This is a genomic window from Vannielia sp. SX4, from assembly GCF_052828525.1.
Genome location: NZ_CM128247.1, coordinates 3,853,968 through 3,867,302 on the forward strand (window position 1 = coordinate 3,853,968; position 13,335 = coordinate 3,867,302).

General features: G+C 65.2%; 13 protein-coding genes. 7 read left to right on the forward strand and 6 right to left on the reverse strand.

What is annotated here, in order from left to right; translation table 11 throughout:
• Position 1: 1 nt before the first annotated feature.
• The 5 genes from ACUXVX_RS19055 to ACUXVX_RS19075 are packed head-to-tail and all read right to left on the reverse strand — an operon-like array spanning position 2 to position 4,282.
• Complete coding sequence (locus tag ACUXVX_RS19055) at positions 2–394, reverse strand: PTS sugar transporter subunit IIA (RefSeq protein WP_222472111.1); 393 nt, start codon at positions 392–394, stop codon at positions 2–4.
• Positions 391–1,350: an RNase adapter RapZ gene (gene rapZ, locus ACUXVX_RS19060; RefSeq protein ID WP_446309523.1), complete on the reverse strand. Its 960-nt coding sequence runs from the start codon at positions 1,348–1,350 to the stop codon at positions 391–393. The genes ACUXVX_RS19055 and rapZ overlap by 4 nt, the downstream gene beginning before the upstream one ends.
• The gene (locus ACUXVX_RS19065) at positions 1,347–1,811 is read right to left on the reverse strand and encodes an HPr kinase/phosphorylase (RefSeq protein ID WP_446309524.1); all 465 of its coding nucleotides are present in this window, start codon (positions 1,809–1,811) and stop codon (positions 1,347–1,349) included. Before ACUXVX_RS19065 ends, rapZ begins: the two co-directional genes overlap by 4 nt.
• Before the next feature lie 53 nt (positions 1,812–1,864).
• Positions 1,865–3,562 carry a sensor N-terminal transmembrane domain-containing protein gene (locus ACUXVX_RS19070; RefSeq protein ID WP_446309525.1) on the reverse strand — a complete coding sequence of 566 codons (1,698 nt, stop codon included), beginning with the start codon at positions 3,560–3,562 and terminating at the stop codon, positions 1,865–1,867.
• Positions 3,563–3,580: 18 nt separating this feature from the next.
• Complete coding sequence (locus tag ACUXVX_RS19075) at positions 3,581–4,282, reverse strand: response regulator transcription factor (RefSeq protein WP_222472107.1); 702 nt, start codon at positions 4,280–4,282, stop codon at positions 3,581–3,583.
• Positions 4,283–4,636: 354 nt separating this feature from the next.
• Between ACUXVX_RS19075 and ACUXVX_RS19080 the strand changes: the two genes are divergently transcribed.
• The 6 genes from ACUXVX_RS19080 to ACUXVX_RS19105 are packed head-to-tail and all read left to right on the forward strand — an operon-like array spanning position 4,637 to position 9,892.
• Positions 4,637–6,235, forward strand: a complete 1,599-nt coding sequence (locus ACUXVX_RS19080) for a phosphoenolpyruvate carboxykinase (protein WP_446309526.1) — start codon at positions 4,637–4,639, stop codon at positions 6,233–6,235.
• 44 nt (positions 6,236–6,279) lie between these two features.
• Positions 6,280–6,831, forward strand: coding sequence for a DUF3859 domain-containing protein (locus tag ACUXVX_RS19085; RefSeq protein WP_446309527.1), 552 nt, complete (start codon positions 6,280–6,282; stop codon positions 6,829–6,831).
• On the forward strand, positions 6,828–7,412 hold the full coding sequence (locus tag ACUXVX_RS19090) for a DUF3859 domain-containing protein (RefSeq protein WP_446309528.1): 585 nt from the start codon (positions 6,828–6,830) through the stop codon (positions 7,410–7,412). The genes ACUXVX_RS19085 and ACUXVX_RS19090 overlap by 4 nt, the downstream gene beginning before the upstream one ends.
• Before the next feature lie 57 nt (positions 7,413–7,469).
• On the forward strand, positions 7,470–8,405 hold the full coding sequence (locus ACUXVX_RS19095) for a bifunctional riboflavin kinase/FAD synthetase (RefSeq protein ID WP_446309529.1): 936 nt from the start codon (positions 7,470–7,472) through the stop codon (positions 8,403–8,405).
• Positions 8,402–8,845, forward strand: a complete 444-nt coding sequence (locus ACUXVX_RS19100) for a YcgN family cysteine cluster protein (RefSeq protein ID WP_222472102.1) — start codon at positions 8,402–8,404, stop codon at positions 8,843–8,845. The genes ACUXVX_RS19095 and ACUXVX_RS19100 overlap by 4 nt, the downstream gene beginning before the upstream one ends.
• A complete protein-coding gene (locus ACUXVX_RS19105; RefSeq protein WP_446309530.1) occupies positions 8,846–9,892 on the forward strand; it encodes a threonine aldolase family protein in 1,047 nt (348 codons plus the stop codon).
• A gap of 182 nt (positions 9,893–10,074) precedes the next feature.
• On the opposite strand, the gene ACUXVX_RS19110 is transcribed toward ACUXVX_RS19105, so the two are convergent.
• Positions 10,075–11,508, reverse strand: coding sequence for an MORN repeat-containing protein (locus ACUXVX_RS19110; RefSeq protein WP_446309531.1), 1,434 nt, complete (start codon positions 11,506–11,508; stop codon positions 10,075–10,077).
• A 166-nt stretch (positions 11,509–11,674) separates the two neighbouring features.
• Between ACUXVX_RS19110 and ACUXVX_RS19115 the strand changes: the two genes are divergently transcribed.
• A complete protein-coding gene (locus ACUXVX_RS19115) occupies positions 11,675–13,333 on the forward strand; it encodes an NAD+ synthase (protein WP_446309532.1) in 1,659 nt (552 codons plus the stop codon).
• Positions 13,334–13,335 lie beyond the last annotated feature (2 nt).

The window sequence follows — 13,335 nt, forward strand, 5'->3', positions numbered from 1 at the left end:
CTCAGACGACTCCACCGTCATAGCTGTTTATATATTTACGCCCTGCCGCCATTGCGCAATTTACCGCATCCTCCACCCTCAGGTGGCGGGATTTGGCAAGTTTCACCAGCATGGGCAGGTTCGCGCCATAGAGAATCTTGCGGTTCTCGGGCTGGCAGGCCAGCAGCGACAGGTTGGAGGGTGAGCCGCCGAACATATCGGTCACCACCACCACGCCAGAGCCGTCATCCACCGCATCGGCGGCGGCGCAAATCTCGGTCTGCTTGTTGGTCCTGTTACAGTCGGCGGCTATCGTGATGGCGCGGATTCCGTCCTGCTCGCCCACGACGTGCTCTACGGCGGCGAGGTATTCCTTCGCCAGCCCACCATGTGCCACGATCACGATACCGATCACGCCTTGTTCCCCAAAATGACGGAAGGCGGCCCTGCCGCCCGATCCCCTGCCCGTCGTTCGATTTCCCGATGCCGAATAGACACGCGCCATCCGGCACCTGCAAGCTCTTTCCCGAACCGTTCCGTGAGGGCAACAGAGCGATGCTTGCCGCCGGTACAGCCGAACCCGATCGAGAGGTGCGATTTGCCTTCCTCTACAAAGGCCGGAAGCAGCATGTCTACAAGCCCCCGCACGCGGTTGTGAAACTCCGCGAAGCGCGGGTCGGCCTCGACATAGGACACCACCGCCGGGTCGCGGCCATCCAGTGGCCTCAGATCGGGCTGCCAATGCGGGTTGTTGAGGAACCGGCAGTCGAACACCATGTCGAGCCCGTGTGGCAGGCCGCGCTTGTAGGAAAAGCTCTGGATCGCCACCCCAAGCCGCACGGTAGCCTCCAGCGAAAACAGCCGCCCCAGCTCCTCACGCAGGTCATGGATCGACAGATCGGAGGTGTCGATCAGCACATCGGCCCGGTCGCGGATGCCCGAAAGCAGCTCGAAGTCGCGCCGGATGCCCTCTTCGGGGCTTTCAGACGGCGCAAGCGGGTGGCGGCGGCGGGTCTCGGAATAGCGGCGCAGCAGTACTTCTGGTTGGCAGTCGAGGTAGAGCACCTCGTGGGCGAGATCGGGACGGGCATCGAGCTGGGCAAGGAGGTGCAGCAAGTGCGGCGGGTCGAACTCACGGTTGCGGCTGTCGATCCCCAGCGCAAGCGCTCCGCCGCGTGGCGCGCCTTCCAGCAGCCGCGGGATAAGAGAGAGTGGCAGGTTGTCGATCGCCTCGTAGCCGAGATCTTCCAACACCCTCACCGCCGTGCTGCGGCCCGCCCCTGCAGGACCTGTGACCAGCACCAGCCGTTGCACCGCCGCGCCATGCGGCAGGCCTGTTTCGGCAGAGGCAGTGTCGGTCGTGTCGGTCATTGGGCCGGAGGCTCCTTGCCGTCGCTGTTGATTTGGCTGCCGGTCAGCATCAGCTGCACCGCTGCCGGAAACTGCGCCCCCTCTGCGCGGTGAAGCAAGGGAAGACTGCACCCGAAGAGGAAAATCTCGCGCGCTGGCGGTAGCCTGTCACGCTCCACCCGGCCCGCGTCCACCACAAGCACGATCTCGGCCTCTGGCGCGCACGGCACGGTCAGCAGGCCCACGCCCCGGCACTCGATCTGCCCCTCGAAGCCGGGCCTTGGCCGAGCGGTCAGCACGCCGCCCGCGCCTGAGATCATCAGCCTGTCGTCTCCCACAAGCCGGCCTCCGCGCGAGACCAGCTCCACCGCAAGCGCCGATTTGCCCGCGCCCGATGGCCCGAGGATCAGCACACCCCGCGCGCCAAATGCCACCGCGCTGGCGTGAAAGAAGGGGTCTTCGGTTTTGTGCGGCCCGGCCATCGGGGACTGTCCTGCGCTGGCCTCCGGGTACTTAGCGCCCGTCGGGGCACCTGTCAGACGGGCAGGCCCACCACGAAACGGGCGCCGAGCGGCTCGGAGGTGATGTCGTCATGGGTGGGCCGGATGTTCTCGGCCCAGATTACGCCGCCATGGGCCTCGACGATCTGCTTGGAGATTGCAAGGCCGAGGCCGGAGTGATCGCCGAACTGGCCTTCGGGCCGCTCGGAATAGAAGCGGTTGAACACTTTGGTCAGCGCCTGTTCCGGGATGCCGGGGCCTGTGTCTTCGACCACCACCAGCACGCGGTTTTCGCGGCGGCGGACCCAGACCCGCACGGCATCGCCCTCCTCGCAGAAGGAGAGCGCGTTGGTGATCAGGTTCACGAAGACCTGCGCCAAGCGGGCCTCGAGGCCGGTGATCCGGATCGGTTGGCGCGGCACATCGGTGATGAACTCGACGCCCTTCCGCTGCGCCTCGCCGCCGAGATACTCGGTCAGGTTGCCCAGCATCTTCAGCAGGTCGAAGTTCTCTTCCTCTTCCTTCACCAGCTCACTGTCGAGCCGCGAGGCATTGGAAATATCGGAAACGAGGCGGTCGAGGCGACGCACGTCATGCTCGATCACGTCGAGCAGCTTCTGGCGCTGGTCGTCACGCTTGGCGACCCGCATCGAACTGACGGCGGAACGCAGGCTGGCCAGCGGGTTCTTGATTTCGTGGCTGACATCGGCAGCGAACTGTTCGTTCGCGTCGATCCGGTCGTAGAGCGCAGCCACCATGCCCCGCAGCGCGCCCGAGAGGCGGCCGATCTCGTCGGGGCGGCCGGTGAGGTCGGGGATGCGCACACGGTTGGGGCTCATCTTCTGCCCGCCCTTCTCGCGGCCAATCTCGGCTGCGGAAGCAAGGTCGGCGATGGGGTTGGCGATGGTAGAGGCCAGCAGCAGCGACAGGCCGATGGAAACGAGGATGGCGATGACAAACATCTGCAGCACCTGCTCGCGCTCGGAGCGCACCAGCGTGTCGATCTCGCCCTGCGCAGAGGTGATGGCGACCACGCCCACTACCTGATTGCCGACGATCACAGGGGTTGCTACCGAAAAGATCGTGCCGCCCGCGGCGTTGGAGCCGGTGCGCACGGTGGTCCTGCCCGTGGCGGCATCGGCCACCATGGCGCGGGCGAGGCCCTCTGCGTCGACGTCAGGGATGTCGGCGCTCTGGGTCGAGAAGATCGAGGACATCCCCTCCCAGATCGCGTTGAGGAAGTCGGTTATGACGGTGCGGCGCTCTTTTTGCGCCTGGGTCACCGCGCTCCGGTTCTCGCTGCCAACTGTGGAGCCCAAAATGGTTTCTTCCTGCCCGAAGACAAACACCTCGACGCCCGATGAAAGATCGAGCCCGTCGACCACCGCCTGCGCATCCACCCCGCTGGCATCCAGCGCCACGGGGTCGCCGCCGAGTTGGACCTCGAACACATCGGCAATCAGCTGGGCCTCGGCCTGAAGCCCGGACTCGCGCTGCAGAGCGAGGCTGTCGCGGAACGGGTTCAGATAAAAGACCCCTGCCACCAGAAGCAGCAGGCCCAGCAGGTTGAACGTGATGATCTTGCGGGCAAGCGGCGAGCGGTTGAGCGTCAGGAAGCCCCGGCGCGCCCGCTTTTCACGCATGGCATGGTCGGCGCTCTGGGGGCTTTCCCAGTCTTCGCCGAGGACCACATCCGCTTCATATGTCTGGCCAGTATCCCGCACGGGAGCCATCTCCTGCCCGAGCCTCGCTTACTCCTCGTTGTAGCGGTAGCCGATACCGTAGAGGGTTTCGATGGCGGAGAACTCATCATCCACCGAGCGCATCTTCTTGCGCAGGCGCTTGATGTGGCTGTCGATGGTACGGTCGTCAACATAAACCTGATCGTCATAGGCCACGTCCATCAGCTGGTCGCGGCTCTTCACGAAGCCGGGGCGCTGGGCGAGGGCCTGAAGCAGCAGGAACTCCGTCACGGTGAGCGACACATCCATGCCTTTCCAGGTCACGGCGTGGCGCAGCGGGTCCATCACCAACTCGCCGCGCACCATCACCTGCGCGGTCTCCGCCTCTGTCGGGCCGTCGCCAGAGATCACCTCCTGGCGGCGCAGCAGGGCGCGGATGCGTTCGACCAGCAGACGCTGGGAGAAGGGCTTCTTCACATAGTCGTCGGCGCCCATGCGCAGGCCGAGCACCTCGTCGATCTCGTCATCCTTGGAGGTGAGGAAGATCACCGGCATGGTCGTTTTCTGGCGCAGGCGCTGAAGCAGGTCCATCCCGTCCATCCGGGGCATCTTGATGTCGAGCACCGCCATGTCGGGGAGTTTCTTGTTGAACGCGTCGAGCGCGGTCTGACCGTCGTTGTAGGTTTCGACCTCGAAGCCCTCGGCCTCAAGAGTCATCGAAACCGATGTCAGAATATTACGGTCGTCGTCGACCAGGGCAATTCGCGACATGCCTGCATTCCTTATTGTTACTGCTCGTTGGCCTTATTTTGCCTCAACATCCCGAATCGGGCCTTTGGAATCAACTACTAAGTGCGAATCAACGGCTCCAGCGGCCTCTAATGAACCGCAAAAGTGAGAACGAATGGCTAATTTGCATCACCTGCGCGCCGCAATTCTCGCCCTTGGGCGGATGTTTGCGTTAAACTGCCCGTGGTTGCGCTAACGCCGCGCCTGCGCCGGTTCCTTTGCAAAAATGTCATGTTATAGGGGCGGAACTTCCCCATGCTCGGGGAGGCGTTCCGGGCCGCGAGGGGCCGGGACGGGCACCCAGATCAGAGCTTGCCTCAGGAGCACGAGAGAACGATGACCATCGGACGCGTCAACCCCGCCAAACGCTTGGAAGATCAAGGAATCGAAGGGCTGGGGAACGTCTATTACAACCTCATCGAACCGGCCATCATCGAAGAGGCCATCAAGCGTGGCGAAGGCGAGCTGGGCAAGGGCGGGGCGTTTTTGTGCTCCACCGGCAAGTTCACCGGCCGCTCTCCCAAGGACAAGCACGTGGTCCGCTCGGCTGCGACCGAAAGCACCATCTGGTGGGAGAACAACGCGCCGATGTCCGAGGAGGGCTTCGATGCGCTCCACGCCGACATGCTTGAGCACATGAAGGGTCGCGACTACTTCGTGCAGGATCTCTTCGGGGGTGCCGACCCGGCCCAGCGGCTCGATGTGCGCATGGTCACCGAACTGGCTTGGCACTCGCTCTTCATCCGCCACATGCTGCGCCGTCCGGCGCGCGACGAGCTCGATACCTTCGAACCCGAGTTCACCGTCATCAACTGCCCCAGCTTCCAGGCCGATCCGGCCCGGCACGACTGCCGCAGCGAGACCGTGATCGCGCTGAACCTGGACAAGAAGCTGATCCTGATCGGCGGCACCGAATACGCGGGCGAGAACAAGAAATCCGTCTTCACCCTGCTGAACTACCTGCTGCCCGAGCGTGGCATCATGCCAATGCACTGCTCTGCCAACCACGCCGAGGGCAACCCGGTGGATGCCGCCGTGTTCTTCGGCCTCTCCGGCACCGGCAAGACGACCCTTTCGGCCGATCCCAACCGCGTGCTGATCGGCGATGACGAGCACGGCTGGTCGGATCGCGGCACCTTCAACTTCGAGGGCGGCTGCTACGCCAAGACGATCAACCTCAGCCCCAAGGCCGAGCCGGAGATCTACGCGACGACCGAGATGTTCGGCACCGTCATCGAGAACATGGTCTACGATCCCGAGACCAAGGAACTCGATTTCGAGGATGACAGCCTCACCGCCAACATGCGTTGCGCCTACCCGCTGGAGTATATCTCCAACGCGTCCGACACCGCGCTTGGCGGCCACCCCAAGAACATCATCATGCTCACCTGCGATGCCTTCGGGGTGCTCCCCCCGATCGCTCGGCTGACCCCGGCGCAGGCGATGTATCACTTCCTCTCCGGCTTCACCTCCAAGGTGGCCGGCACCGAGCGCGGCGTGACCGAGCCCGAACCGACCTTCTCCACCTGCTTCGGCGCGCCCTTCATGCCGCGCCGCCCGGAGGTTTACGGCAACCTGCTGCGTGAGAAGATCGACACGCACGGCGCCACCTGCTGGCTGGTCAACACCGGCTGGACCGGCGGCGCCTATGGCACCGGCAACCGGATGCCGATCAAGGCCACCCGCGCCCTGCTCACCGCCGCGCTCGACGGCTCTCTGCACGAGGCCACTTTCCGCAAGGATGAGAACTTCGGCTTCCAGGTGCCGGTCACTGTGCAAGGCGTCGATGCCGCCTTGCTCGACCCGCGTTCGACCTGGGCAGACAAGGACGCCTATGACTCACAGGCCAAGAAGCTGGTCGAAATGTTCGCCGAGAACTTTGCCCAATACGACGCCTACATCGACGACGACGTGAAGGCCGTCGCCATCGGGTGAGCGTCTTCGGGATGACATCATGGGCGGTCGGGGCCGGAGTGGCCTTGGCCGCACATTTGCTTTGTGCCCCTGCAGCCTTTGCCCAGTCCCGTGTCGAGATGGACGGCAGCCGCCTCGCCGCGCTTGAGTTTGGCCTCGTCTGCCCGCTCCGCATTATCGGCTCCCGCGAGGCGCCCGGCACCGAGAACGGGCGGATTGAGATTTTCGAGGGCGAGCCACGCTTCGTGGAGAGCCACAGCGTTCCGGCCACGCTCGGTGCCAGCTTCGGCGTCCGGGTATGGGCGAAGGAGGGCCAGCGCAGGCTCGCGGTGACCGTTCGCAGCCTGCACCCACCCTTCTCGGGCACCGGCACCCGTGAGCAGAGCTTTGCCTCCTCCATTGCGCCGGATGCCCCCATGACCCATATCTACAGCTTCGACATGCCGCACGAGGCCGTCCCCGGCTTGTGGCAGCTGGAGGCGATGGCGGAGGGAAGGTTGCTCTATTCCGTGACATTCGAGGTGGTGGCATCGGCGGCCTACAAAGGCCCCGCGCCGGACTGCGCCGATGCGCCTGTTCTCAGCCAAGCCTCAGCGCCTGCGGAGCCCGCCGGATGAGCCGCACCGCTGCCCTCCTGCTCTCTGCCGCCTGCCTCGCCGCACTGCCTGCCGCTGCGCAGGAGACCTCTGCCGACCTCTACATCAACAGCGCCCTCGTGGCCGATGTCACCTATGGGCTCAACTGCGCGGTCGAGATCACCGGGTCGATTGACGCGCCTGACACCGACCGAGGCGCCGTCGATGTGTTCGACATCCCGCCAGAACTCACGCCGATCGGGCAGGTCGTGCCCGCGCTGATGGGTCTGGGCTTTGGCGTGCGGGCGCGGGCCGCCGATGGCGTCACCATCTCCAACGCCACTTTCGAGGTCTTCCACCCGCCTTTCCCCGGCCGTGGCACTGCCAGCCAGAGTTGGCGGGCGACCTATTCCGACGACGCCCATTCCACCCACCTCTATCGCTTCGACTTTCCATACGAGGCGGTCACCGGCACTTGGGTGATGCAGGCCAGCGTCGAGGGTGAGCTGCTCTACCGCATCCCCTTCACCGTGATCCCGCCCGAGGACTACCCCGGCGCCCGTGAACTCTGCGACCCCGCCGGCCTGCTGAGCCTCGCGCCGGCACCTCACAAACCCGGCTGACGCGCCATCCTCCGCGCCCGCTTGCGCTCCCCTGCCCCCGGCGCTACCTCAGGGCCCATGCGGACTGCACGCCACCTCTCCGAGATCAGCCCAGACCTGCGCGGCGCAAGCCTCGCGATCGGCAACTTCGATGGTGTCCACCTCGGGCATCAAGCGGTGCTGCGGCAGGCCCGTGCGGCGGCCCCCGAGGCCCCGCTGGGGGTGCTCACCTTCGAGCCGCACCCGCGCGAGGTGTTCCAGCCCGCTGCGCCGCCCTTCCGCCTGATGAACGCCGAGGCCCGCGCGCACCGGTTGGCTAAGCTCGGCGTCGACCTTTTGGTCGAGCTGCCGTTCGACGAGGCCTTCCGCTCGCTGACCGACGAGGCCTTCTGCCGCACGGTGCTCGCTGAGGGGATCGGCGCGGCCAATGTGACCGTGGGCGCGGACTTTCGCTATGGCAAGGGCCGCTCCGGCGATGTGGAAACTCTGGCCCGCGATGGCGCATCTCTTGGCTTCGGCGTGACCATAGCCGAAATCGAGAGCCTGCCGGGCGTGGGGGAGATCAGCTCCACCGCCATCCGCGAGGCGCTTACAGAGGGCCGCCCGCGCGAAGCCGCTGCGATGCTGGGCCACTGGCACCGGATCGAGGGGCCGGTGATCCACGGCGCCAAGCGTGGCCGCGAGCTGGGCTACCCCACCGCGAACATGGGCCTGCCCCGCCTCCACCGCCCCGCCTTTGGCGTCTACGCGGTGCTGGTCGAGGTCTTGAGCGGCCCCCACGCAGGCCAGCACCATGGTGTCGCCTCGCTCGGCATCCGCCCGATGTTCGAGGGCGACGCACCCAATCTCGAGACCTATCTCTTCGACTTCTCCGGCGACCTCTATGATGCCCACCTCTCCATCGGGCTGGTCGAGTTTCTGCGCCCCGAGGCCAAATTCGATGGCCTGCCCGCCCTGATCGAGCAGATGAAGCGCGACGACGCCAAGGCCCGCACCATACTGGCCGCGCTATGAGGCCTCGCTTCTGGGAGCGCCCGCTTGGCGAGCTGACCGCGCAAGAATGGGAGGCGCTCTGCGACGGTTGCGGCAAGTGCTGCCTGAACAAGCTGGAAGATGAAGAGACCGGCGAGGTCGTCTTCACCCGCATCGCCTGCCGCCTCTTCGATGACAGCACCTGCCGCTGCGCGAATTACGAGACCCGGCTGAAGATCGTGCCTGAATGCGTGGTGCTGAAACCGGAGACGATGCACAAGACTGCCTATTTCATGCCTGAGAGCTGCGCCTACCGGTTGCGGCACGAGGGCAAACCGCTGCCCCACTGGCACCCTCTCCTCACCGGCGACCCGGAGAGCACCGCCAAGGCCGGGCGGGCCGTGCGCGGCCCGACATGGCCAGAGTTCTCGGTGCCCGAGGACGACTGGGAAGATTACATCGCCGCCGAAGAGGACCTTTGAATGCGCTTTGCCTCCGACAACACCGGCCCCGTCCACCCCGCCGTGATGGAGGCACTGGTCGCCGCCAATGACGGCTACGCCATGCCTTACGGCAACGACCCACTGTCGCAGGCCGTGGTGGAGCAGGTGCGCGAGACTTTCGAGGCCCCGGAGGCAGCCGTCTTCCTCGCAGCCACTGGCACGGCAGCCAACGTACTTTTGCTCGCCACGATGGCAGAGCCTTTCGAGACGATCTTCTGCTCGACCTGCGCCCATATCCACGAAGACGAGTGCAATGCGCCCGAGCTCTTCACCGGCGGGACCAAGCTGACGCTGGTGCCGCATCAGGCCGGGCGCATGGCCCCGGACGATCTGCGCGCAGCCATCGCGGCAGAGGGCACCCGTGGCGTTCACGGGCCTCGGCGCGGGCCGGTTTCGATCACCCAAGCGACCGAAAAGGGTGCGGTCTACACCCTGGCCGAGCTGAAAGCCCTCACCGGCGTGGCAAAGGACTTCGGCCTCACCACCCACATGGACGGCGCCCGCTTTGCAAACGCGGTGGCCCATCTGGACTGTTCGCCCGCCGAGGCCAGCTGGAAGGCGGGCGTGGATGCGCTCAGCTTTGGCGGCACGAAGAACGGGTTGATGGGGGTGGAGGCGATGGTGCTCTTCGACCCGTCCAAAGCCGAAGAACTGGAATATCGCCGCAAGCGCGGGGCACAGCTCTTTTCCAAGCACCGCTACCTCGCCGCCCAGATGAATGCCTACCTGACCCGCGACCTCTGGCTGGAAACCGCCCGCACCGCCAACGCCGCTGCGGCAGCACTTGCGCGGGGCGTCGAAGCTGCGGGCGGGCGGCTCCATGCCCCGCAGGAGAGCAACCTGCTCTTCGTCGATCTGCCCCGCGCCGCGCACCTGCGGCTCAAAGCGGCAGGCGCGGAATATTACATCATGGCAGGTGAGTTGGAGGGCGATGATCCAAACGAGATGCTCACCGCACGTCTGGTCTGTGACTGGAGCGTGCGGGAAGAGGACATCGCCCAATTCGCGGAACTCGCCGTCGGCTGAACCTCTAGCCGCGATTTTCTCTCGACCGGCCGGTCAGCAAGGGCAACGGCCCTGAAGCATCCGCAACAGAGAACAAATGAACGCGGACAGTTTCATTCAAATTGTCCCCGCCACGAGCGGCACCCGCAGCATTTTCTTGTTTCAAGTATCCCCGCCGGAGGCTCTGAACCTCTTCTGGCGCTTCAACCGTCGCTGGGCGCGGACTCCACCGGCTCGTCGGAGGTTGGGGCGTCTGCGCTGGTCAGGATACCTTCCTTCCATTCGCCGCTTTCCACCTCGCCCGTGGCATAGGTCATGGTGCCCTGCCCCTGCCGTTTGCCCTCGGCAAAGAGCCCGTCATAGATGTCGCCATTGGCGTAGGTCGCGGTGCCCTTGCCGTCGATCTTGCCGGCCTTCCAGCCGCCCACATAGGTGAAGCCGTCCGCCATGGTGATCTTGCCCTGGCCCTCACGCTGGCCCGCGACAAAGCCGCCTTCGTAAGTCGTCCCATCCGCATAACTGGCAACGCCTTGGCCATCGCGCAGCCCTGCCTTCCACTCGCCCACGTATTTGTAGCCATCGGGGGAGGTCATTGTGCCTTGGCCGTGGTTCTTGGCGTCCTTGAACCCGCCCTCATAAACCATGCCGCCCTTGTAGCGGGCCACGCCCTGGCCTTCGATCACCCCTTCGACCCAGGCGCCGGTGTAGACCGACCCATCGGGGTAAGTGATCGTGCCCTGGCCGTGGGCCATGTCATTGGCAAAGTCGCCTTCATACACGGAGCCGTCCGGATAGGTGACGGTGCCCTTGCCGTGGATACGGCCCTCTTTCCACGCGCCAACGTATTTGTAGCCATCGGAGCCGGTGAAACTGCCCTGACCGTCGCGCTGATCGGCCTTGAAGTCGCCGTCGTAGATCTCGCCGTTGGAGTAGGTCACCTTGCCCTTGCCGTGGCGTTGACCGTTCACCAGCAGGCCGGTGTAAACATCGCCGTTGGGCTGGGTCAGCGTGCCGAGGCCATTGATCTGCCCAGCCTTCCAAGCGCCGTTGTAGGTCAGGCCGTCCGTCATGGTGAGCACGCCCTGCCCGGCACGCTGGTTACGCGCGAAGTTGCCCTCGTAAACCGAGCCATCGGCGTAGCTCATCCGGCCCTTGCCCTCTTTCGCCCCGGCGAGCCAGGCACCCTCATAGACCGAGCCGTTGGGCGAGGTCATCTTGCCCTGCCCCTCGTGCAAGCCCCCCACAAAGGCGCCTTCGTAGCGGCGGCCATCGGCATAGGTGGCCACGCCCTGCCCAGTCATCTGGCCGTCTTTCCAGTCACCATCATAGGTGCCACCATCGGCAAAGGTGATCTTGCCTTTGCCCTCGGGTTTGCCCTTGGCGAAAGCGCCCTGATAGACCGAGCCGTTCGGGTAACGGGCCACGCCCTGACCAAGGATTTCGCCCTCGACCCAGTCGCCCTGATACTCGTAGCCATTGGGCAGGGTGTAGGTGCCCTTGCCGTGCTGGAGCCCGTTCTTGAAGGTGCCCTCGTAGACACCGCCGTTATCGTATTGCTTGATCTGCTTGTCCTGCGCAGCCAGCGGTGTGGCCAGCGCCAGAGTGGCTGCCAGTGCGATATATCCTGCCCGGATCATGGGTTCGTCCTCTTGGCTGCCCCTTGCCTCTTTCCCTCGCGGTACGTGCCCCCGCGGGCCGTGAAGGTAAGGCGGCAGGCCATGGGTCGCAATGGTTTTTGCCACCGCCACCTTTCACTTCAGCGTCAATCTGCTAATTCGGAGCGCATCAAGGAAAGGCGCAGGCATGGCCGACAGGTTCCGGATCACACTGGCACAGCTCAACCCCGTTCTGGGGGATATGGCAGGCAACGCGGCCAAGGCCCGCGAAGTCTGGGAGGCGGGCAAGGCGGCCGGGGCCGACCTCGTGGCCTTCACCGAGATGTTCATCTGCGGCTACAACGCGCAGGATCTGGTGGACCGCCCCGCCTTTGCCGCCGACGCCGTGGCCCATATCGAAGCGCTGGCCGAGTTCTGCGCCGACGGGCCGGCCATCGCCATCGGCGGGCCGTGGCCGGAAGATGGCAAGCTCTTCAACGCCTATTTCATCCTCAAGGGAGGCAAGGTGATGACCCGGGTGCTCAAGCACCACCTGCCCAACGAGACGGTATTTGACGAGGTTCGCATCTACGATGCCGGGCCGCTGGGCGGCCCCTATGCTGTGGGCAATGTCCGCGTCGGCAGCCCGATCTGCGAAGACGCGTGGCACGAGGATGTGGCCGAAACGCTGGCCGAGACCGGCGCCGAGTTTCTGCTCGTCCCCAACGGCTCGCCCTACTACCGCGGCAAGATGGACGTGCGGATCAACCTGATGGTCCAGCGCGTGGTCGAAACCGGCCTGCCGCTGATCTACCTCAACATGGTGGGCGGGCAGGATGATCAGGTCTTCGACGGCGGCTCCTTCGTGCTGAACCAGGGCGGCAAGCTGGCCTTGCAGATGCCCGTCTTCGACGAGGCGCTGGCGCATCTCGATCTCGAGCGCGGTCCGGAAGGCTGGCGCGCGGTCGAGGGCGAGAAGGCGAAGATCCCTGACGCATGGGAGCAGGACTACCGCTGCATGGTGCAGTCGGTGCGCGACTACTTCGGCAAGACCGGGTTCAGGAAGGCCCTGCTCGGTCTCTCCGGCGGGGTGGATTCGGCACTGGTGGCGGCCATTGCCGCGGATGCTCTCGGCCCGGAAAACGTCCGCTGCGTGATGCTGCCCTCCGAGTACACCTCCGAGCATTCGCTGGCAGACGCCAAGGCCGTCGCCGAGAAGCTGGGCTGCCGCTACGACTTCGTGCCGATCTCGGGGCCGCGCGCAGCGGTGACAGAGGCGCTGGCCCCGCTCTTCGAGGGCACCGAGCCGGGGCTTACGGAGGAGAACATCCAGAGCCGCTTGCGCGGCCTCCTGCTCATGGCGCTCTCCAACAAGTTTGGCGAGATGCTCCTGACCACCGGCAACAAATCAGAAGTCGCGGTGGGCTACGCCACGATCTACGGCGACATGGCGGGCGGCTACAACCCGCTGAAAGACCTCTACAAAACCCGCGTTTTCGAGACCTGCCGTTGGCGCAACGCCAACCACCGCCCGTGGATGCTGGCCCCCGAGGGCGAAGTGATCCCGCCCCGGGTGATCGACAAGCCGCCCAGCGCGGAGCTGCGTGAAGACCAGAAGGATGAAGACAGCCTGCCACCCTACGAGGTGCTCGACCGCATCCTCGAGATGCTGGTCGATGAAGAGGCCGCCGTCGCCGAGGTGGTCGCCGAGGGTTTCGACCGTGAGGTGGTGAAGAAGGTGGAGCGGCTGATCTTTCTCAGCGAATACAAGCGCTTCCAGTCCGCGCCTGGCACCCGTTTGACCAAGGCGGCCTTCTGGCTCGACCGGCGCTACCCTGTCGTCAACCGCTGGCGCGACCCCTCCTGACG